Source organism: Legionellales bacterium, from assembly GCA_026125385.1.
Taxonomy (GTDB): domain Bacteria; phylum Pseudomonadota; class Gammaproteobacteria; order JAHCLG01; family JAHCLG01; genus JAHCLG01.
Genome location: JAHCLG010000007.1, coordinates 75,461 through 98,243, shown reverse-complemented (window position 1 = coordinate 98,243; position 22,783 = coordinate 75,461). Strand labels below are relative to the sequence as shown.

18 protein-coding genes are annotated in these 22,783 nt (G+C 39.0%); 7 read left to right on the top strand and 11 right to left on the bottom strand.

Going from position 1 to position 22,783, the window contains the following annotated elements; genetic code table 11:
- Positions 1 to 36: 36 nt before the first annotated feature.
- The 3 genes from KIT27_04370 to KIT27_04360 are packed head-to-tail and all read right to left on the bottom strand — an operon-like array spanning position 37 to position 3,203.
- On the bottom strand, positions 37 to 903 hold the full coding sequence (locus KIT27_04370) for a hypothetical protein (protein ID MCW5588880.1): 867 nt from the start codon (positions 901 to 903) through the stop codon (positions 37 to 39).
- 49 nt (positions 904 to 952) lie between these two features.
- Positions 953 to 2,125, bottom strand: a complete 1,173-nt coding sequence (locus tag KIT27_04365; GenBank protein MCW5588879.1) for an MFS transporter — start codon at positions 2,123 to 2,125, stop codon at positions 953 to 955.
- A gap of 7 nt (positions 2,126 to 2,132) precedes the next feature.
- A complete protein-coding gene (locus KIT27_04360) occupies positions 2,133 to 3,203 on the bottom strand; it encodes an alpha-hydroxy-acid oxidizing protein (protein MCW5588878.1) in 1,071 nt (356 codons plus the stop codon).
- Positions 3,204 to 3,707: 504 nt separating this feature from the next.
- Here KIT27_04360 and KIT27_04355 point away from each other — a divergent pair.
- On the top strand, positions 3,708 to 3,983 hold the full coding sequence (locus KIT27_04355; GenBank protein ID MCW5588877.1) for a hypothetical protein: 276 nt from the start codon (positions 3,708 to 3,710) through the stop codon (positions 3,981 to 3,983).
- Between the two features lie 192 nt (positions 3,984 to 4,175).
- On the opposite strand, the gene KIT27_04350 is transcribed toward KIT27_04355, so the two are convergent.
- Positions 4,176 to 4,403, bottom strand: coding sequence for a hypothetical protein (locus KIT27_04350; GenBank protein MCW5588876.1), 228 nt, complete (start codon positions 4,401 to 4,403; stop codon positions 4,176 to 4,178).
- Positions 4,404 to 4,784: 381 nt separating this feature from the next.
- Between KIT27_04350 and KIT27_04345 the strand changes: the two genes are divergently transcribed.
- Complete coding sequence (locus KIT27_04345; GenBank protein ID MCW5588875.1) at positions 4,785 to 7,076, top strand: hypothetical protein; 2,292 nt, start codon at positions 4,785 to 4,787, stop codon at positions 7,074 to 7,076.
- Between the two features lie 134 nt (positions 7,077 to 7,210).
- Here the strand turns inward: KIT27_04345 and KIT27_04340 are convergent, their stop codons facing one another.
- The 5 genes from KIT27_04340 to KIT27_04320 are packed head-to-tail and all read right to left on the bottom strand — an operon-like array spanning position 7,211 to position 14,488.
- Complete coding sequence (locus KIT27_04340) at positions 7,211 to 9,211, bottom strand: AMP-binding protein (protein ID MCW5588874.1); 2,001 nt, start codon at positions 9,209 to 9,211, stop codon at positions 7,211 to 7,213.
- Positions 9,212 to 9,213: 2 nt separating this feature from the next.
- A complete protein-coding gene (locus KIT27_04335; GenBank protein ID MCW5588873.1) occupies positions 9,214 to 10,116 on the bottom strand; it encodes a hydroxymethylglutaryl-CoA lyase in 903 nt (300 codons plus the stop codon).
- Positions 10,113 to 12,089: an acetyl/propionyl/methylcrotonyl-CoA carboxylase subunit alpha gene (locus KIT27_04330; protein ID MCW5588872.1), complete on the bottom strand. Its 1,977-nt coding sequence runs from the start codon at positions 12,087 to 12,089 to the stop codon at positions 10,113 to 10,115. Before KIT27_04330 ends, KIT27_04335 begins: the two co-directional genes overlap by 4 nt.
- Positions 12,082 to 12,870, bottom strand: a complete 789-nt coding sequence (locus KIT27_04325; GenBank protein MCW5588871.1) for an enoyl-CoA hydratase/isomerase family protein — start codon at positions 12,868 to 12,870, stop codon at positions 12,082 to 12,084. The genes KIT27_04330 and KIT27_04325 overlap by 8 nt, the downstream gene beginning before the upstream one ends.
- A gap of 13 nt (positions 12,871 to 12,883) precedes the next feature.
- Positions 12,884 to 14,488 (bottom strand): methylcrotonoyl-CoA carboxylase, encoded by a 1,605-nt coding sequence (locus KIT27_04320; GenBank protein ID MCW5588870.1) that lies wholly within the window; start codon positions 14,486 to 14,488, stop codon positions 12,884 to 12,886.
- Between the two features lie 257 nt (positions 14,489 to 14,745).
- On the opposite strand from KIT27_04320, the gene KIT27_04315 reads away from it, so the two are divergent.
- From KIT27_04315 to KIT27_04305, 3 genes are read left to right on the top strand one after another with little or no spacing between them, the layout of a single operon-like run.
- A complete protein-coding gene (locus KIT27_04315) occupies positions 14,746 to 15,939 on the top strand; it encodes a hypothetical protein (protein MCW5588869.1) in 1,194 nt (397 codons plus the stop codon).
- Positions 15,936 to 16,328: a response regulator transcription factor gene (locus KIT27_04310; GenBank protein MCW5588868.1), complete on the top strand. Its 393-nt coding sequence runs from the start codon at positions 15,936 to 15,938 to the stop codon at positions 16,326 to 16,328. Before KIT27_04315 ends, KIT27_04310 begins: the two co-directional genes overlap by 4 nt.
- A gap of 9 nt (positions 16,329 to 16,337) precedes the next feature.
- Positions 16,338 to 16,715, top strand: coding sequence for a response regulator (locus KIT27_04305; protein MCW5588867.1), 378 nt, complete (start codon positions 16,338 to 16,340; stop codon positions 16,713 to 16,715).
- A 101-nt stretch (positions 16,716 to 16,816) separates the two neighbouring features.
- On the opposite strand, the gene KIT27_04300 is transcribed toward KIT27_04305, so the two are convergent.
- Both KIT27_04300 and KIT27_04295 read right to left on the bottom strand, forming a co-directional pair.
- Positions 16,817 to 17,998 carry an acetyl-CoA C-acyltransferase gene (locus KIT27_04300; protein MCW5588866.1) on the bottom strand — a complete coding sequence of 394 codons (1,182 nt, stop codon included), beginning with the start codon at positions 17,996 to 17,998 and terminating at the stop codon, positions 16,817 to 16,819.
- A 14-nt stretch (positions 17,999 to 18,012) separates the two neighbouring features.
- Positions 18,013 to 19,173: an isovaleryl-CoA dehydrogenase gene (locus tag KIT27_04295; protein MCW5588865.1), complete on the bottom strand. Its 1,161-nt coding sequence runs from the start codon at positions 19,171 to 19,173 to the stop codon at positions 18,013 to 18,015.
- 157 nt (positions 19,174 to 19,330) lie between these two features.
- Here KIT27_04295 and pyrD point away from each other — a divergent pair, with 157 nt between their 5' ends.
- Positions 19,331 to 20,341 carry a quinone-dependent dihydroorotate dehydrogenase gene (gene pyrD / locus KIT27_04290; GenBank protein ID MCW5588864.1) on the top strand — a complete coding sequence of 337 codons (1,011 nt, stop codon included), beginning with the start codon at positions 19,331 to 19,333 and terminating at the stop codon, positions 20,339 to 20,341.
- Positions 20,342 to 20,417: 76 nt separating this feature from the next.
- Positions 20,418 to 22,781, top strand: a complete 2,364-nt coding sequence (locus KIT27_04285; GenBank protein MCW5588863.1) for a penicillin acylase family protein — start codon at positions 20,418 to 20,420, stop codon at positions 22,779 to 22,781.
- Positions 22,782 to 22,783: the final 2 nt, after the last annotated feature.

Genomic DNA, 22,783 nt, shown 5'->3' with positions numbered 1-22,783 from the left:
ATATTTTTGATACACATAATTTTATTATTCATAACCTTACCTTAAACGATCAGAAGGCAATAATCGATGTATATCAAAGCCATAAGATATAAGTTCTTCAATTATCTCTGCCTTTGAAACACCGCTTGGTAATTCTAACTTTTCGCGAACATTTTTAATGTGTGTTTCAACGGTGCGCTTTGAAATAAATAATTTTTTTCCAATTTGAGTAGCATTCATGCCTAGAGAAGCTAACCGAATACAATGAATTTCTTTATGCGATAGGTAAGCCGTTTTATAGTTTCCATGAACTAGATAACGCTTTGGTTTAGTCGTTTTCACAAACTCGCTAATATTGAGTGTATCTTGCTCAAGATTAGAAATGACTTGGCGATATTCGCCTCGATCATTAAGTTTTATTTTATTCTGAGCATCACATGCACGGACAATGAGTTGATCTGCCGCAGTATAAAAAAAATGTGTAAATTGCACTAAGCAGTCTGAATAATTAGTATATAGTTGATTCATAAATTGATTTTCGTTTTTTGTGCCGAAATGAAAAAAATCGGCATAGCCATTGCGAATAAACAAAATACTAATACCAACCCCTACACCAAACAATTTACTTTGCGCTTGTCTTACAGGCGAATCATGAAATTGCGTCCACGGAATTACTTTAATTTTGTTAGCTAGGTATTCATTTTCCACGAAAACCTTATCAATTTTTACTTGTTTGTATAGTTTATTTTCATAGAAATGATTTGTCCATTCAGGATCTGTTGTTAAACAGGCCTCGGTACCATCTTCAAAACGGCGTACAAAATTCAAATACGATGTATTAAAGTGTGTTTTAAGTGGTGATGCTATATCATGCATGTCTTTTGCTGTTGTATTAAAAAACGATTGAAAACCCGAGCTTGACATCCACTTTCCTTAACTTTGCAAGATTAAATTTATTAATCTTAAATTATTTTCATGTCACCTTCAATAAAATAAAGCTTAATATTAATGCTGTGAATGATGTAATCGTAAGAATTAATACAATAATGTCGTGAGTATTCGTTAACTCTATGATAGAACCAATTAATGGATCAGACAACGCGATAAATCCAATTGAAACCGCGGAAACAATTGAGCTAGCTCGCGCAGCATGTTGACGGTTATTTAATTCAATAATGAGTGCTGCAGCAGGTGTTTGAGTGGTACAAGTAAATCCGGTAATAAAAAACGTTGCGATTAATGCAATTGGAGAATTGATAAAATTAATAGATAATATAGTTAAAAAGTTACAGCAGGCACCTATAGCCATAAGTTGGGATCGTGGTAAAAAACGATCGGAAATGTATCCCATAATTGGTGCTCCAATAATATCACCAATAAATAAAGTACTCGTTGCAATAGTGGCCTGTATTGCGCTGATATGAGTATGTGAAGTTAGATAGATAATGCCCCATGATGCACCTAGAATAAAAAGCGGCATATTTATCATCCCTGCAAATAATGCGATCAATATATTTTTATTCAAGCTGAGAAGCTTACTGAATACTTTTAGATCATCAATAAAACTTGATGATGATTTTTTAAAGTTCGAGTTGCTAAGCAACCATGCAACTACTATAATAACTACCAATGATAAAATAACGTTTACTATCAATATTGGCATAAGTCCCATTCGTTGTAATATAAAACTTAGTGGAGATTGAGCTACAACCCCTGCCAACATAATGCTAAAACCGGAAAAACCGATTAATACCCCTAAATTTTTAGAGTTGAAGTTATCCGACAGAACTTTTAAGGCGGTTAAATAACTAAATGCACCAGCAAAGCCAGCACCTGCGCGCCATAATAATGCACTTGCATAATGGGGAATGATAATGAATAGGCTTTGGGAAAGTGCATTAATAATCAAAGAAATGATAATTAAGTTTCGTGATTTGTATTTATCAAGCAAAAACCCGGCTGGGATCAGTAATGCGAAATTAATATAAAAGAACATTGAATTTATAATACCGAGCTGAATAGGAGATAGCATCAATAAATGTTGTAAATACGGAGATACTTCGTTCATCATATCTAGCTGAAAGAAATCATAAAATAAAAAGAGATAAATCCCTGATAATAACTTGATAAAACGTGAAGAAGGCATATGCTAGTTATTCCCAATAAATATAGTCGCGACCATAAAGATGCAACTCATTTAATTTTGAAATGCCACATAATCGCATGCCGTTAATCAACTCCGCTAACATTCGAACAAGTAGATTTTTAACCCCCTCACGCCCACTATGATGCAATGCCCATAAAATGGGTTTTCCAATCATCACAGCATTTGCACCAAGACAAAGCGTTTTTAGGACGTCAAAACCAGAAGTCAAACCACCATCGATAATAATGGGAAATTTATTACCAACATTTAGACGGATTTTCTCTAACACTTGTAATGGATGTACTGTAGTATCAAGTTGCCTCCCACCATGATTTGATAAAATAATACCGGCAAAACCCTTTTGAGCCGCTAATTCAGCATCTCGTGGATGCAATATGCCTTTGAGATAAATATTGGCATTACTACTCTGTTTAATTTCTAGCAATTCATCCCAACTAATATCTTTGGCAAAGAGCGACTGATTTTTATAATGACGGTTATTTTTATCAATATCAATTGCATTTAGTACGTGCAAGGGCATTGACTCAGGAAGCACATGGTGCTGAACATGATCATTTCTACGCATACCTAAGTATGCGCTATCAACGGTAATAATTATGTTGACAATATTATGCTCTTTGCAAAGATTCAATAAGGTTTCAAATTTATCTCGTTCTGCTAGTACATAAACTTGCATCCATAAGTCGGGAGATACTTTGGTTGTGGCTGAAAGTGAAGATGTAGACATTAAGCTTTGACAATAAATAACGTGGGCTTGTTTTGCACCATGCGCCGTTTCTATTTCCCCATTTTTATGTAATAAACCATGATACGCAGTTGGAGCAACGATCAATGGATTTGCTAGTTCAAGCTGATTAATCAATATTGAAGTATCTGGGTCAGTTAGTCCAGTTAGCACACGAGGTATAAATGAGATTTTATTATAGATAGAACAATTACTACGTAAAGTAACTTCATTTGATGCACCTCCAAAAAAATAATCATAGATCGGCTGTGTTAAATGCTGCTTTGCATATTCTGCCAACGTATCAATATCAGGAAAATACTTATCTGCCATAGTAAATTTTGATGAATATTATTTAGAGCTGCAATATTACAGAAAAAGCCCTTGTATATAAATAAAAAACATAAATTAAATTTCTTTAGATAGCCTAAGTCAATGTTATACCCAACGCACTTCAAGATGCGGCTGAAGTCAAAATCTAGGGTTAGAAATTTTCACTGATTGTCGAAGTGAATTATCCTGATAAACACATATTTTTCCTCTTTTTTTGCGAAAGCTTGCTTTCGCACTTATTACCTAACGCCTGCAATTTAATCTCCGACTCCCCGCATCTTCATTGGCGAGTGGTATAGCATAGTTTTACACTTCAACCTATCCAAATTAGACCGTGGAAAGCGTCTCGGAGACTATATGGATAATTTTTTTCAATAACACCACTGTAAAATCCGTATGCTCTACGGAGGCATGAATAAACAAAAAAATTTAACATACAACAGCTTGGTCAAAAGTGCGCAAGCACAAAGAGCAGAATTTAGGTAGTTCTATTAGGAGAAAAACATGCAAGATATTAGCGACTCTTTCAAAACTAATCACTCAAATACTTACAATAGGCGTTATCAAATTATTAAACATACCTATTTAAATTCAGAACCAGAAATAAGTTTATTTGATAATGAACTACTAACCGACAAAGAGTTAGTCCTTACTCAATTAATTGATCAAGATGAAATTTTAATTAACTTAAGTGCAAATGATATTCGTTCACTTATGTCAATGTGGGCAGAACATTTTATTAAACGTGAGAGGGAGGATATTAAGAACATAAAAAACTAGATCTTTAATTAATTTTTTTGGATAAATTTTCTACAAGACAATCGGATTTAAAAAATATAAGTTTTTGGCTTGCTGTCTAAGTTTAGGTGGTTATGAGCAATTATTTCCAACAATCTCTCTGTTATATCATAATCACCCTTTTATTAAGCAAGATTATTTTCTTTTACGCCGCCAATATCCATTTTCTAAATTTTACTCACAATCCACTTTAGAACAATCGTCAAAATAATTTGGCATTGTTTGTTTTAGGTCTTGCTGTTTTAAACTAATGAAGTGCTGGTTATCTCCAGGCGCTTTGGTTTGCTGTGCGCTGGGGCTCTGTTGATGATTGGTATTGCTGCTATTATCTGTTGGTGTTGCGGCTATCATCGTACTTGGAATGCCGAGTATAACGATAAGCACAATGCTTCGCATTAACATACTCCACCTCCCATTTGGTGAGAATTGTGAGAGCGATTATACGCCCGCCATTTTGGCAATGCTATAGGGCGATAATTAATTTTTTTAATAAATTTCACGCTGAATATTCTGTTAATGCTGAGCGGCACGAGCAAAGCTCGAGCTTGCTTGTCAAGGGGGAAAATCGCGATTTTACCTCTTGGGAACCTCCATCGCGATGTTTGGCCATTGAAGATGCTTACCACCTCTTGAAGGCCGTGAAGTATAGAAGGTATTGTGTTATTTTCCAGTTAAGGCAGCAAAAATATATACATTGTGAGAAGCGGTATTTTAATACATAATTAATTTAACAATAAAAAGAGAATAGGGATTAAAAGCGAATTACCAGCGTGGAGAGCCAAAATGAGTGGTAACGAACCTTCCAGCCAGAAAGCTGTAGTCTCTGGTGTTGATATTATAAACTCACTGTTATTTTCACCACCCCATCCTGCGAACGGTGCTTTTTTATTTCAGCATTTTAATACGCATAAATATAGTATAAAAATCCCACAGGCATTGGCCAAGAAAATCGTTATAACCGTGCCGCCTTCGCCTGATGAGCCTGCTACCCAAGCCCTGCTTGCTACGATGGATGAGGGTTCTAGCAGCAATAGTCTATCACCGATCCAGTTAACGAGTTTGGGTAGTCCAACTGATTTAATCGAACTGGGTTCACGATTATTTTTTGAAGAAAATAATAATGATTCTTCAAGCTTGCAAAATAAACTCGATTTTGTTTTTAATAATTTTGGCAATATTTCGCTGCAATTAACTGAGCTTGCCAATCGCAATTTTACTGACTTATCAAATACCAGTAATTTTAAAATTTCATCACCAGTATTTACTCCAATTGCTGTGAATGTATTAGATAATATCAGCAGTGAAAAGCAAACGATAACTATTCCAGTTAATAATGTCGTGGTTACCGTGAATGAAAATCTACCCGTAATTGCACTCCCTAATCAACCACAATCTAATATTCCTCCTGCTAGCATTGAAATTCCAGTGAATAATACGGAAACTATACCGCCAGTTTCTCAAGACGTTGTGGAATCACCTGCTCAATCAATCCCGAATGGGGATAATTCGCAGCCACCGATGAATACGGATACAGCAAGTGGTGGATCTGTTTCACCTCAACCAGAAAATCCACCACCTTCCATTGAGACCTCGACAGAGCCACCCACACAAAATCCTCCACTCGACAATAATTCCACCGGAGAAATTCCTGAGACACCAAATGCCAATGAAAATCACAATCCTACGCCAATTGCTATTCCGGAGATGGTGCGGGAAATTATAACAGGAACAGAAAAAGCCGATGTCTTAGAATTTTTTAATCGAAATATTGAGGTTAATACCGGGAAGGGTAACGATGTGCTAACCATCCATAATGGCAATAATCAGATTGAAATGGGCGCAGGAAATGATAAAGTCATTATTTTTTCGGGAAAAAATAACGTTTCTTTAGGTGTCGGAAATGATCAAATTACTTTAAATGGTGGGAATAATACTATTCTCAGTGGAAGTGGTGCTGATCAATTCACTATTTTAAGCGGAAATAATACGGTTGATAGCGGAGAGGATGCCGATAAAATTAATATTTATAATGGTAATAATACTGTTGTAACTGGAAGTGGCAACGATCGCGTTGAATTATTTAATGGACATACTCAGTTAGATACTGGCGAAGACGATGATACCATTATTATCAATAACGGTAATCATGAAATTCACACGGCTGCTGGACGCGATAATATTATTGTTCGCGATGGGAATGTTAGCATAGACACTGGAGCTGATGCCGATACTATCTCGCTTTACAATGGCAATACGAATATTAATTCCGGTGATGGTAGTGATGTATTGGCTGTTTATAATGGCACTCACGAAATTTATTCTGGCAGTGATCATGATCGAATAAATATTTTTGGTGGTAATACTATTATCGACACCGGGATGGGCGATGATCAATTTACCCTCCGTGGTGGTCAGAATATTATTATGGCAGGCGAGGGTAACGATACCTTTACTATTTATGCTGGCGATAATACTATCGACGCTGGTCAAGGCGCTAATAAAATCACTATTTACGATGGTAATAATTCAATAACCACTTATTTAGGCAACAATACTTTTATTATTCGTGGTGGTAATAATCATATTTATTCTGGCGATGGCGATGATACTCTAACGATTTATGCCGGCGATAATATAATAAGTTCAGGTGCTGGAAATGATAAAATTACTATTAGTAATGGCAATAATATTATTGATGCAGGAAGTGGAGACGATACCCTTCTTGGCAGTAGTTTTGCCGATCAACTTTTAGGTGGTAGTGGTGATGATTATATTCGTGGGAATAAAGGTGATGATGTGCTATTGGGTAATGATGGCAATGATACCTTTTATTATGGGCGTGGTGATGGCAACGATGTGATTGATGGGGGTGCTGGATTAAATTATTACGATGTATTATATCTGGCCTCGAATATTAATTATAAAACTTGGTCGGTGACACTTAACGATGGCAATGTCTTACAAGCAGGTAAATCGGATCACACCATGAATTTAGGATACGATGCCAGCGGGGTCGTTAATTTTAATGATGGCTCTAGTATTCAATTTGCGAATTTAGAGCAGATTATTTTTTGAGTTTTGGAGATCAGGGATCTCCGTTTTAGAGCGGATTATTTTTTGGCTTTTGGGGATCCTGGATCTCCGCTTACGCTCCGTTCCAGGCTACGTTACGCTACGTTCCAGGCTATGTTACGCTGCGATCCAGGCTACTAATGTTTTTTATTGTATTCATCACGCAATACTCGTCGCAAAATTTTATTGGATGCAGTGCGAGGTAATGAATTCGTAATTACTACATCGTGAATTTTAAATAAGGGATTTAATTTAGTTTTAATGATGTGTTGGCATAATTTCATTAAATCTTCTTTAGCAATTCTTTCACTCACCACCGCGTAAATCACTAAATATTCAGGACCGCCTTTAGGTGGTTGCACGGCAATGGCTGCGCATTCTTGAATGGCAGCCACATCGTTTAATACCCGCTCAATATCGGCAGAACTGGTTTTAATGCCCCCTAAATTCATGGTGTCATCGACTCGACCTTGAGCGCGATATAAACCATTTTCCAAACGTTGAATATGATCCCCATGACGCCGTAAAGGTTTGCCGCTAATCAGTTTCGGCATATTTTCATAATAGGTTTGATGGTGATCGCGATTTAATAATTGTGTCGATAAACCAATTGAAGGTGGAATTAAGGCCACTTCACCATTTTGACAAGCTTTGCCTTGTTCATCGATTAATACAAAATTTAAGCCACAGGTAGGTGTGGTAAAGCACGCCGGATAATTATTTTCGATCAGTGTGCTGGTTAAATAGGCTCCGCCAATTTCCGTACCGCCGCAATATTCAATCACTGGTTTATAACCGGCTAAATGCATTAAATATAACATGTCACTGGGATTCGAACATTCTCCGGTAGAGGCGAAACAATTAATGGAAGACCAATCATATTGTTCCATACACTGAGTGGCTCGCCAGGTACTCACTAAACTAGGCACGACGCCGAGCATGGTGACATGATTATCTTGCACAAAACGTCCAAAATCTTCACCTTGTGGAGCACCGCGATATAAAGCGATGGTGGCACGATTAATTAAACTGGCAAAAATCAACCAAGGTCCCATCATCCAACCTAAATTGGTGGGCCACGCTAAAACATCTTGTGCTTGGATATTTAAATGTAAAAAGGCATCGACTGCGCATTTAATGGGAGTAGTTTGCGTCCACGGGATGGCCTTTGGATCGCCGGTGGTACCTGAGGAAAATAAAATATTAATGATGTGATCGGGTGGTAAATAAATGGGATCAAATGTCGTTTTATCGCTAATAAAATCGTCAAAATGAAGATCGTGTGCGCGTAATTTTAATTCATGGTTACCGAGCATAATAATTTTCGCCGGTTTTGCTTGGCAGACTTTTTCGTACATGGGCAAACGTTTATTACCGCGCTGAATATAATCTTGCGTAAAAATAGCTTTTGCATTGGCAATACGTAACCGCGTGGCAATTTCTTCTGGCGCAAAACTATCGGCAATCGATACCACACGACAACCCGCTTTAATAATGCCTATATAAATGGCAACGGCATGTTCATCCATTAACATATCAATGGCAATGGCATCGCCCATTTTAAATCCTTGAGTAACTAATCCATTAGCAATTTGATTACTATACTCATCGAGTTCTTGATAGCTTAAGCGAGTTAATTTACCGTCTTCACTTTGACAAATAACGGCAGTATCGTTTTCATCGCCAGAAAATAAACTTTCTGCAATATTAAATTGCGCATCACACAACCATTGTGGTTCTTCAATAGTATTGGCATTAACAATTTGTGTGTAGGGTTCGTGAAATTTGATATTTAACGTTTTAACCATTAAATCCCAAAATTGTGGGTAATTGACACAACTCCAGCGATGAAAATTAGCATAGTTTTTAACATCAACCTGACGCATCATTAAATTTAAATTGGTATTAGGGTGACTCGGGGCGCGCCAGGCACAGCCAAGATCGTGATGATAAATTGTTTGATAAATCAATTCGTGCACGGCAAAGGGATCGTCTTTGCTTAACAAGCTTTGACTGACCACATGCCAAGCATCGATAGGCGATTCTTGTGCTATTAAATCATTCACTGTGTCTAGCAGAAAACGTGCACGTGTAGTCGATAAATTTAAATTTAATAATTCTTCCAGTTGAATAGTCATGATCATTTATTCCTTAATGCTTGAGCAACTTTCGATTGTGTTTGGCGTTGTAAAATCGTATCGATAAATTCACCACACGCCATTAATTTGGATAAATCAATTCCTGTGTCAATGCCTAAACCATTTAATAAATAGACCACATCTTCCGTGGCCACATTCCCACTCGCACCTTGCGCATAAGGACATCCGCCTAAACCAGAGACCGACGCATCGATGGTTTGAATACCTAATTGCAGTACGGCATAAATGTTAGCCAGTGCTTGGCCATAGGTATTATGAAAATGAGCAGCTATTTGGGTAATATCCACTTTTTTTAATACTGCATTAAACACGGCTTTGGTGTGTTCAGGTGTGCCGACGCCAATAGTATCGCCGAGCGAAATTTCATAACAGCCTAAATCTATTAATTGTTGGGCGACATTCACGACTTGCGCAATTGCCACTTCCCCTTCATAGGGGCAGCCATTAATGCAAGAAATATAGCCGCGTACTCGCAGGTGGTGAGCCTGTGCGCGCTTAATAACTTCACGAAAACGTTCAATACTTTCGGCAATACTGCAATTAATATTTTTTTGACTGAAACTCTCAGAGGCTGCTGCAAATACGGCAATTTCTTTGACTTGACACGCTAAGGCATTTTCTAAACCTTGTAAGTTGGGTACTAATACCGGATAGGAGATCGGTGAATTTTTTTGCGCTAAATACTGCATGATGGATTGATGATCGGCCATTTGCGGCACCCATTTCGGCGATACAAAACTGGTGGCTTCGATCACGGTTAAGCCAGTGTCGCTTAAACGTTCAATTAATTCAATTTTTTGGGCAGTAGGTATAATGCTTTTTTCATTTTGCAAACCATCACGCGCTCCTACTTCAACAATTTTAACCTGTTTAGGTAAACTCATGCGGGTATTTCCTCTAAGCGTAATAGTTCCATACCTTCATTTACTTGATCACCCACTTGATAAAAAATATCGGTTATGATCCCGTCATGGGGAGCACAAATAGTATGTTCCATTTTCATGGCTTCCATAATTAGCAAGGGATCACCACTGCTGACAGTTTGTCCTGGTTTAACCATAATAGCAATAACGGCGCCTGGCATGGGCGAAATTAATAAATTATTTTCTTCCAGGCCATCATGAGTTGCCAGATCGGCATCATGAAATGCTATTTCTAGCTGCAATGACGGACTGAGTAAATGAATCGTATGAGTGTCCAATAAGTAATGCAGTTGATAACGCTGATAATTAATTTCGGCTTGCACACAATCATTGTCGATTTTAATATTTTTTACGTTGTAAATAATATCCGCATGCTTAAATTGCCAATTTGAATGATGACGTATAGCATGGATCGTAATTATTTCGCTATTGAGTTTGATTGTCCATTGGTAGGTTGCCGGTAAATTCATTTGCCACGCATCTAAGGTGCCCCACGGCGACTGGGTGGGTTTAGTCTGAAATAATTTTATCAAGCAAGCTAAAATAATTGCTGGAAAATGCTGAGAGGTATTCTGTAACAGTAATTCATTGGCGTGCTCACCAATAAAATGAGTAGTGATTTTTCCCGCCTTCATCACGGGATGTAGCGCGAGTTGACGTAAAAAACTAATATTAGTTTTAACGCCAATAATATGCGTCTTTGCTAAGGCTTCCTGTAATTGTCTTAACGCTTTTTCGCGATGAGTATCCCAGACAATTAATTTCGCAATCATAGGATCATAAAAAATACTAATCGTATCATTCGTGGTAACACCTGCATCTATTCGAATATGCTGGTTTTCATTGGGTAAATTTAAATAAGTAATAGTGCCAGTTGAGGGTAAAAAATCATGTTCAGGATCTTCAGCATAAATGCGGGCTTCGAAGGCATGTCCTTGCGGTTGAATTTCAGCTTGAGATAAAGGCAAAGGTTTACCCTCGGCAATTAAAATTTGCCATTCGACTAAATCAATATTTAAAATTTTTTCAGTGACTGGATGTTCAACCTGTAATCTGGTATTCATTTCCATAAAATAAAATTCGCCACTACTGGCTAATAAAAATTCTACGGTGCCAGCTCCGGTGTAATGTATCGCTCGTGCTGCTTGAATGGCAGCTTGTCCCATTTTCTCACGTAATGCAGCGGGAAAATGAGGGGCGGGCGCCTCTTCAATCACTTTCTGATAACGACGTTGCGTTGAACAATCGCGTTCGCATAAATGAATTACATTACCTTGCGTATCGGCAAAAATTTGAATTTCAACGTGGCGAGGATGTTCAATATATTTTTCTAAAATAATATGATCATCACCAAAACTTTTTAAGGCTTCGCGTTTTGCACTGGTTAAGGCATCTTGAAATCCGGCTGCTTGATATACAATACGCATGCCTTTACCGCCACCGCCACTGGCTGCTTTTAATAACACGGGAAAACCAATTTTTTCCGCCTGTTTCGCTAAAAATTGAGGATCTTGATTATCGCCATGATAGCCAGGAACTAAAGGAACCTGAGCTTTTTCCATGATTTTTTTGGCTTCTGCTTTAGAACCCATGGCTTGAATGCTGCGTGTGGATGGCCCAATAAAAATCAAACCTGCTTGTGTGAGCTGTTCGGCAAAATGGGTATTTTCCGATAAAAACCCATAACCTGGATGGATAGCATCTGCTTTGGCGAGTTCTGCAATCGCAATAATTTTTTCACTATTTAAATAACTTTCTTGACTCGGGGCATTACCAATCCAATACGCTTCGTCGGCGAGACTTACATGTTTTGCGTGGTGATCGGCACTAGAATAAACGGCTACCGTACGAATACCTAAGCGTTTGGCCGTTTTAATAATTCGACACGCAATTTCTCCGCGATTCGCAATTAAAATTTTTTGAATGTTAGTCATTATTGATAATCCAATTTGGTTGACGTTTTTCTAAAAATGCTTGTAAGCCTTCTTGGCCTTCGTTACTGATGCGAATTTTCGCGATGCGCATGGCGGTATCGCGTAATAAATCTTCATCAATTGTGCGATGACTGACACGTTGAACCAATGATTTTGCGCATTTCACAGCAATTGGAGCATTTTGACTAATTAAATTAGCCAGGCGCAAGGCTTCTGGAAATAAATTTTCAAAATGGATCGATTCATGAACTAAACCTAATTGCATCGCGGTGGCACAAGAAAATTTTTCTGCGGTGATAAAATATCGGCGTGCCTGACGTTCACCGATCGCTGCAATCACATAGGGACTAATGACAGCAGGTATTAAACCTAATTTAACTTCAGACAGACAAAAACTCGCCTGCGGATCGGCTAATACAATATCTGCCGAAGCAATTAATCCTACCCCTCCACCTAATGTTGCGCCATGCACGCAGGCAATGACAGGTTTATTTAATAAATATAAATTTTTCATTAATTCGGCAAGTTCCATGGCATCACTCAAATTTTCTTCTAGGCTGTAGTCTTTTGCAGTTTGCATCCAAACTAAATCTGCGCCTGCTGAAAAATGTTTGCCGTTAGCTTTTAAAATCACTGCCCGCAGGGTATCGTCTTGTTGGATAGTGGTTAATTGCCGATTAAATTCTCGGATCAATTCTTGATTAAATGCATTGGATTTTTCAGGACGATTTAACGTGATACTGATTATCTGTTGCGTAATTTTTTCCACTAATAGGGTCATCTTAAATTTCCTTTTACATTCTGAATACGCCAAATTGGGTTGAAGATATTTTCGCATGCATGGTGGCGGCTAAGCTTAATCCTAATACTCGTCGGGTGTCTTTGGGATCAATAATTCCATCGTCCCACAAGCGCGCACTAGAATAATAGGGGTGACCTTCATTTTCATATTTATCGCGGAGTGATTTTTTTAATTGAGCTTCTTCTACATCGCTCCAATTAATGTGATATTTTTGATTTTTTTCGCGCGTAATTTGCGCCATCACATTGGCAGCTTGTTCTCCGCCCATCACTGAAATGCGCGCATTAGGCCACATCCATAAAAAACGCGGATCATATGCGCGGCCACACATCGCATAATTGCCCGCACCAAAACTACCACCAATAATTACCGTTAATTTCGGCACATTAGCACAAGCCACTGCCGTGACCATTTTGGCGCCGTGCTTGGCAATTCCACCTGCTTCGTATTTGCTGCCCACCATAAATCCAGTAATATTTTGTAAAAATACTAATGGAATGTTGCGTTGACAACACAGCTCAATAAAATGCGCACCTTTTTGCGCCGATTCTGCAAATAATATTCCGTTATTGGCAATAATACCCACCGCATAACCTTCAATGTGAGCAAAGCCACACACTAATGTAGTGCCAAATAAGGCTTTAAATTCGCTGAATTCGGAAGCATCGACAATTCGTGCAATAATTTCTCGCACGTCGAAAGGTTTGCGCGGATCTTTCGTCACAATTCCATAAATTTCTTCCGCAGGATAGAGGGGATCGCGAGAAGTTTGTTGTGGCGCTTGCGGATGAGGGCGATTTAATTCGCTAATAATTTGTCGTCCCAATTGCAGCGCATGTTCGTCGTTAGTGGCATAATAGTCGGCAACACCAGACACGCGACAGTGCACATCAGCACCACCTAATTCTTCTGCACTCACCACTTCACCGGTTGCCGCTTTTACTAAAGGCGGGCCCCCTAAAAAAATAGTACTTTGATTTTTTACCATAATGGATTGATCGGCCATCGCTGGAACATAGGCGCCGCCTGCGGTGCAAGAACCTAATACAATCGCAATTTGCGGAATATTTACACTGGATAAACGGGCTTGATTATAAAATATTCGGCCAAAATGCAGTTGGTCAGGAAATACTTCATCTTGTTTGGGAAGAAATGCCCCACCTGAGTCGACTAAATAAATACAGGGTAATTGATTTTCATAGGCAATCGTTTGCGCGCGTAAATGTTTTTTTACCGTCAGTGGAAAATAGGTTCCACCTTTTACCGTGGCGTCGTTGATGACAATGACACATTCTTGTCCGTGAATGCGTCCAATTCCAGTGATAATTCCTGCCGCTGGTACTTCATCGTCATAAACTTGGTAAGCTGCAAATTGAGAAAATTCTAGAAAAGGTGTGCCCGAATCCAGTAAATGCAATAAACGTTCGCGTGGCAGTAGTTTTCCGTGTTGTCGATGACGTTGGCGAGATTTTTCATCGCCCCCTAAGGCAATCGTTTGGACTTTATGGTGTAAGTCTTCACAGAGTTTTTGCATAAAATCGGTATTTTCTTGATACTCGGCCGATGCTGTATTCAAACGGCTAATTATTTTTGACATAAGCGAAATCTTCTTGAGTTTAAATATCACGCAGTGTATCAAATTCAATCCTTACGATAAACTTCGATTTTTACTCGCGCGAGGTTTTGCACCGTTTTCGCCATGATGGTATACGGGAGTGGGATGGCGAGCGCAAGCTCACTTGGCGGCAATAATTTTCCTTAGGCAGCGCGCAATGGTGTTCATAAATTCACACGGAGTGTAGCGAGATAATGGTCTATACTCAAAAGTGGGTAGATAATTAAAATGGTAGAAGAATGATGGAAGTAATACGGATCTTGATTGCTGGCAAGTATCAAGAAGAAACTGGATTTTGGCGAGATTTGTTACTTGCCGAAGCTAGCGGCCGTTTTTCTATTGATTGCGTTTCCTCATTTTATCAAGCGCAAGAGCGGATGACCAATCATCTTTATGATGTCTATTTATTTTCAAATACTTTAGATGATTGTAGTGGTTTGGATTTATTTTATAATACCAGTTCTTTGCGCCAAGGCGAAAATAATTATTTTGCAAAATTACCATGCTTATTCATTCTCGATGAAAATGAGGTAAGTCAAATTAATCAACTCTTAGAAGCGGGTGTAAGTGCATGTTTAATTAAGCAGGGATTAACAGCAGAAATATTAATTGAAAATTTACAACGAGTGATTCGCCAATATCATGTGCAATTTGAGTTGTTTCAACATAGGCAAATGTTTGAAAAGTTAAATTTGCAATTAGCTCAGCGTAATAATGAAATTCAACAATTTTATTATACCTTATCTCATGAACTTAAATCACCCTTAACATCCGTGCGTGAATTTATTGCAATCATTGCCGATAAATTATGTGGCGAAATTAATGAAGAACAAGAAAAATATTTGCATTTTGCTTTAGATGGCTGCGATCAAATTGCTAAATGTGTGAATGATTTATTAGACATTACACGTATTGAAACGGGTAAAATGGCAATTCAATTAGTAGAAACACCAATTGATCATTTAATTGAAAAAGTGATCCGTGGACATTTACCCCAAGCCTGCGCCAAGCGTATTCAGCTCAAGAAAAAAGTAGCAAACGATTTATTGCCTGCCTACGTTGATCCGCATCGAATTAGTCAAGTATTACAAAATTTAGTGGATAACGCCGTAAAATTCACACCAGAATTTGGGGAAATTTTAATTAGTGCAAAACATCACGATCACGAATTTCTAGCCATTGAAGTACGCGATACTGGACGAGGCATTGCTAGCGAAAAATTACCTTTTATTTTTGAACGTTTATATCAAGCTGAAACTACCGATACCAGTAAAGAGGCGGGTTTGGGTTTAGGATTAAATATTTGTCGTGAATTAGTGCGTTTGCATAATGGTGAAATTAATGTCACAAGCCAAGTAGGGCAAGGGAGTGTTTTTCAATTTACCTTACCCATTTTCAATGCCTATCAACCGGAAAGGAGAAAATCATCATGAAGTCGATAATGATCGTTGAAGATGATGAAAAAATTGTAGAAGCCTTAACGATACGACTTAAATCGGCCGGATTTCGCGTCTTTAGCGCACTCGATCCGGTGACTGGTCTTGCCAATATTGTTCGCGAGCAACCCGATTTAATTTTATTGGATTTAAATATGCCCGCAGGTGGGGGATTTTTAATGGCCGAACGAGTGTTGCGTCATCCGCAATTAAATCCTATTCCGATGATAGTCATCACCGCCAATAAGCAACCCGAAGCGCGCAGCAAAGCTCAAGAATTAGGTATTGATTATTTTATTGAAAAACCCTTTTCGAGTGAAGAATTACTAACCGCGGTGAATGATTTATTATTTTCATCTCCGGCAACCGGCAGTGGTATGGCTTAAAGGTGTGCGATGAATAACAAGGTTGTGATTATTGATGATGATGAAAAAATCGTGTGTGCGCTTAGCCTACGTTTGCGAGCCGCAGGTTATGAAGTATTATCCGCCTTAGACCCTATTCATGGTTTAGAATTAATTATCGAAGAAAAGCCGGCAATCGTTTTATTAGATTTAACCATGCCAAACGGTGGTGGACTCAATGTGGCTAAAGAATTACGCGCCTTGCCCGATCATTTACGCACCCCCATTATTATTATCACGGCAAATAAACAATTAGAACCGCGTTTTCAAGCTGACGAACTGGGAATTAATGATTATTTAGAAAAACCTTTTGATAGCAAAGTATTATTACAAACGATTTCCACGTGGATAGAAAAAAGTGAACAGTAAATTTAAGCAATGGTAACAATTACTGCAGGCTCATGAGTTTGAGTATCAAGTTTATCCGTCGCCCTTCATGATGACACTCGCAGCGTGAAGGGCGAGTGTCTTTATACCAACTCGATGGCCATAGCAGTTGCTTCTCCACCCCCAATACACAACGCAGCAACACCGCGCTTTTTTTGTTGGGTTTGTAAGGCTGAAATTAATGTCACTAAAATTCTCGCACCCGATGCGCCAATAGGATGACCGAGCGCACAGGCACCACCATGAATATTGACTTTAGCATGAGGTAATTCTAAATCGTGCATGGCGGCCATTGTGACAACAGCAAAGGCTTCGTTAATTTCAAATAAATCGACCTCGTCTTTATTCCAGTGTGTTTTAGTAAAGAGTTGTTTCATCGCGCCAACTGGAGCGGTGGTGAACCATGCTGGATCCTGCGAAAATGTGGCGTGTCCTTGAATGATAGCGATAGGTTGAATGCCGCGACGTTTTGCTTCGCTTTCAGTCATTAATACCAGAGCGGCTGCGCCATCGGAAATAGAACTGGAATTGGCGGCAGTCACCGTGCCATCTTTACCAAAAGCCGGTTTTAATTGGGGAATTTTTTCAATTTTAGCATTCAACGGTTGTTCATCGGTGTCGACAATTGTGGTGCCGGTGCGACTTACGACACTAACCGGGGCAATTTCTGCTTTAAAACGACCTTGTTCAATGGCGGCTTGCGCGCGTTTTAAGGAAGTCATGGCAAATTCATCTTGTTGTTCACGCGTGAATTGATATTTCTGTGCGGTGCGATCGGCGTAGACGCCCATTAAGGTGCCTTTTTCATAGGCATCTTCTAAACCATCGTAAAACATGGAATCTAATAATTGGCCATGACCCAAACGATAACCCGCACGGCCTTTTGCCAATAAATAAGGTGCATTGCTCATGCTTTCTAAACCACCGGCAATCATAATGGAATGCGTGCCAGCTTGTAATAAATCGTGCGCGAACATCACGGCTTTCATGCCAGAGCCACACATTTTATTAATGGTGGTGCAATCGATGTGTTGCGATAATTCCGCTTTTAATGCCGCTTGACGCGCCGGAGCTTGACCTAATCCTGCGGATAATACACAACCCATAATAACAGCTTCAGGATCGGTGGAGGTTAATTTGGAGCGCTCTAGAGCCACTTTAATGGCAACGCTGCCGAGTTCAGGTGCATTGACATCTTTTAAACTGCCTAACATACCACCCATCGGGGTGCGTGCAATAGCGGTGATCACAATTTTTTCTGACATCATAGTTTCCTCATTTACCGTGTTTCGTTAAATAATTCGCGACCGATTAACATGCGGCGAATTTCTGAAGTGCCTGCGCCAATTTCATATAATTTCGCATCTCGTAATAATCGTCCAGTGGGGTATTCGTTAATGTAACCATTGCCACCGAGACATTGAATAGCATCGAGTGCCATTTGGGTGGCATTTTCCGCGCAAAATAAAATAGCACCCGCGGCATCTTTGCGAGTCGTTTCACCGCGATCGCAGGCTTTCGCGACGCTATATAAATAGGCGCGAGAAGCATTGAGCGTGGTATACATGTCCGCAATTTTACCTTGCATAAATTGAAATTCGCCAATCGCTTGGCCAAATTGTTTGCGCTCGTGTAAATAAGGGAGTACCACATCAAGACAGGCTTGCATGATCCCCACAGGACCTGCTGCTAACACGACGCGTTCGTAATCTAAACCACTCATTAAAATTTTTACACCCTGGTGCTCTTCACCAAGTAAATTTTCGGCGGGGACTTTGCAATTTTCAAACACTAATTCACAGGTATTAGAGCCACGCATACCTAATTTATCGAGTTTTTGTGCCGTAGAAAATCCAGGAAAATCTTTTTCAATAATAAACGCACTAATTCCTTTACTACCCGCATCTTTAGCCGTTTTCGCATAAACAATCAATACCTCGGCATCCGGGCCATTGGTGATCCACATTTTAGTGCCATTTAGCACATAGTGATCACCGTGTTTTTCGGCAAATAAGCGCATGCTGACGACATCAGAACCTGAGCCTGCTTCACTCATGGCTAAGGCACCTACGTGTTCACCGCTAATTAATTTGGGGAGATAGTATTTTTTTTGCCTTTCATTGCCATTGCGACGCAATTGGTTCACGCATAAATTTGAGTGCGCTCCATAGCTTAATGCAACAGAAGCACTGGCTCGCGAAATTTCTTCCATGGCAATGACGTGATCGAGATAACCCATTGCAGAACCGCCATATTGTTCTTCAACCGTAATTCCGAGTAAACCTAATTCGCCTAACTTCGGCCATAAATCTCGGGGAAATTCATTACTGTGATCAATAGCGTTGGCGCGTGGTGCAATTTCTTTTTGGGCAAATTGGTGAATGGTATCGCGTAACATGACAGTCGTTTCGGGTAAATCAAAGTGCAGTGATTGATACATGTGCGGCAGTTTCCTAGTTAATAACTGTGCTCATCATAGTAAGATAATTCGTGCAACGCAACTGTCATATCATGTGGTTGGAGATTTTGTTTATACAGAGCTTTTGCTATACTCGAGCATGATTGTAACGTTTAATGTCTACAGATAAGGTGATGGTTTGCACGGATTGCTAAAAAAATGCTTGTTTCAATTGGACGCTGAACGCAGCCATCATCTGGCAATTAATTTATTAAAACTAGCTAATTTATTTGGTTTAACGGCTTTATTTGCCAATAAACAGGTAAAGCCAGTGAATATTTTGGGATTACAATTTCCAAACCCCATCGGTCTCGCCGCAGGGTTCGATAAAAATGCAGAATATCTTGATTGTTTAGCGCGACTTGGTTTTGGTTTTTTAGAGGTGGGCACGGTGACCCCGCTTGCACAACCTGGAAATCCTCAGCCGCGTTTGCATCGTTTAATCCAAGAAAGTTCGTTAATTAATTGTATGGGATTTAATAATCAAGGCGTTGAAGAATTAATTTCTCATATTCAACAAGCACAATATACGGGAATTTTAGGCATTAATATTGGAAAAAATAAATCAACGCCGAATGAGCAAGCCACTGTGGATTATGCCACGTGTTTAGAGCGTGTTTACCCCTATGCAAATTACATTACCATTAATATTTCTTCTCCGAATACGGAAGGCTTGCGCGAGCTGCAATACGGCGATTATTTAACGGCATTGTTAGAAAAGTTAACCCAAAAGCGCAAAGAGCTTGCGGGTCAGTATCATAAAAGCATTCCTTTAGTAGTAAAAATTTCTCCCGATTTAACCCCAGCGGAAATTCAGTGGCTGGCAAAACAATTTCTAATGTTTGATATAGATGGCGTAATTGCCACGAATACTACTTTAGATCGGAGTGTACTCGCCGATAACGCTTTACAGTATGCAACCATTCCAGGTGGATTGAGTGGAAAAGTATTGCAAGCAAAATCATTATGGGTGATTGAAACTATCATTAAAGAATTAAAAGGGCACATTCCAGTGATTGGCGTCGGTGGAATTTTGCAAGGCGCGGATGCCAAAAAAATGCATGATTTGGGCTGTGCTTTAGTGCAACTTTATACGGGCTTGATTTTTACCGGAGTACGTTTAGTGAAAGATTGCGTAAAGGCGTGGTAAATAACATAATATGTTAAAGATAATTAAAAATAGTATATACTCTTAATCACTTTTTAACCCTGATTTAAGGATGATGATGAGAAAAGTAATCCGTTTAGTAGGGATTGTTTTATTCAGTCTATTACTCATATTAATTGGATTTTATTTATATTTAGATCTGAGCACGCGTAATTCTTTTTCTGGTACGCTAAGCGTTCCAGGTTTAATCGGTAAAGTAACGATTACTCGCGATCAATATGGCATTCCTCACATTTATGCCTCGCAAAATGAATTAGACGCTTATTATGCGTTAGGATTTGTACAGGCACAAGATCGTTTTTGGCAAATGGACATGCAACGCCATATTGCTCAAGGCAGTTTAAGTGAGTATTTTGGTCTTGCCACGTTAAAGAAAGATGAATTTTTACGAACATGGCAATTTTATCATGCGGCAGAGCAAGCTTACGCACATAGCACGCCTGAATTTAAAACAGTTTTGCAACATTATGCTGCAGGAGTGAATGCGTTTTTACAGACCGAGAAATTACCCATCGAATATAAAATTTTAAGAGTTAAGCCGCGCGCATGGACACCCGTTGATAGTCTTGCTTGGGCGAAAATGATGGCGTTTGATTTAGACGATTCATGGACGCGTAAAATTAAAAATTACTTAATTCAAACTCAACTTAACCCACAGCAGATCCCAATTTTATTACCACCCTATCCTAAACAAGCTCCCACCATTTTATCCGTGCAAGATTTAATTCAAAGCCAATTAATTTCAAATCAGCTTAAAAAACCCTACATGAAGCAATCTGAGTTATTTCAGCTACGTAGTAATTTAGCAACGCTAGAAAAAACTATTCATGAAATTAAAAATCAATTAGGATTTACCGATGCGCCGAGTAAAGGTTCGAATAATTGGGTGCTCAATGGAAAAATGACGGTTTCTCATTTACCTTTATTAGCCAACGATCCTCACCTTGGTTTTCAAATTCCCGCGTTATGGTACTTAGCGGAAATTAAAGCGCCTAATTTGCATGTCATGGGTGCGACGTTGCCTGGTTTGCCTGGTGTCATTATTGGGCGCAATGATCATATTGCCTGGGGAGTCACTAATTCAAATTCAGATACACAAGATTTATTTATGTTAAAAGCGCAGGAAAAAATAACTCAGCACCATGAGGAAATTAAGATAAAAGGTCATAATCCAATTAATTTTATAACGGAAGTATCACAATATGGGCCTGTGATTTCTAATGTGATTACACTACCATTTCCCCAGAAAAAAATTGCCATAAAATGGACGGCCTTAGCGGATGAGGATGATACCGCTTTGGCATTTTATAAGATTGATCATGCGAAAAATTGGGCTATGTTTACCGAGGCACTTTCGCATTACAATGCACCGGCGCAAAATTTTGTTTATGCCGATAAAGAGGGTAATATTGGTTATTATCTAGGGGGAAATATTCCTATTCGTCAAGGTTGCGATCCAAGCTTACCTATTTTGGCAAGCGAGTCCTGTCAATGGCAAGGTGTTATTCCTTTCAAGCAATTGCCTCACGTTTATAATCCTCAAGAAAATTTTTTAGCTTCAGCAAATAATAAACCTGCACCGGATGATTATCCTTATTATTTATCTTTTCGTTGGTATCATACCCCCTATCGTATTCAACGAATTATTGATTTAATTTCACAGCAAAAGCCAGCCTCAGTTTCATTAATGAAAGTCATGCAAAATGATAAATTAAATTTATTTTGGCTTGCGTTAAAACCGCATTTAAATCAACTTAAACCCCAAGACAGTTATCAACGCATGGCATTAACAGAATTACAGCAGTGGTCTGGCACGATGGATCGTAAAAGTGTTGCTGCAACAATTTACGCTGCATGGTATGAACAATTAATTCATATGGCAGAAAATCGTTATTCATCAGCAGGCGCATGGCAAGAACCCTTATTTATTTTGCAACAATTAAATGATAACGGTGAATATTGTCGCCTACCTCATCACTCTACCTGTGATGCCTATTTGCAAAAAACATTTGTTAAAGCGCTAGGAGATCTGCGTCAACATTACGGAAATCATCTCATGAGTTGGCAGTGGGGAAGCGTACACTCAGCCGAGTTTAAAGAAATGGGATTGGGTGAAAATGCAATTTTAGGTTGGTTTTTCAATCGACATATTAGTACGGGTGGTGGCTTTTATACCCTTGATCCCGGGAGTTATTATTTTGATCATTTCGTGCATTATCATGGCGCAGGGTATCGACAAATTATTAATTTCGCGGATTTAAATCAAAGCTTATTTATGGTAACGCCGGGGGAGTCAGGCAATATTTTCAGTCCGCATTACGATGATTTATTAACACGTTGGCGTAATGGCCAGTACATTAAAATCAGTGCAAATGCCAAGGACTGGGGTAAAACAGAGGTATTAAACTTATCGGCAAAATGAAT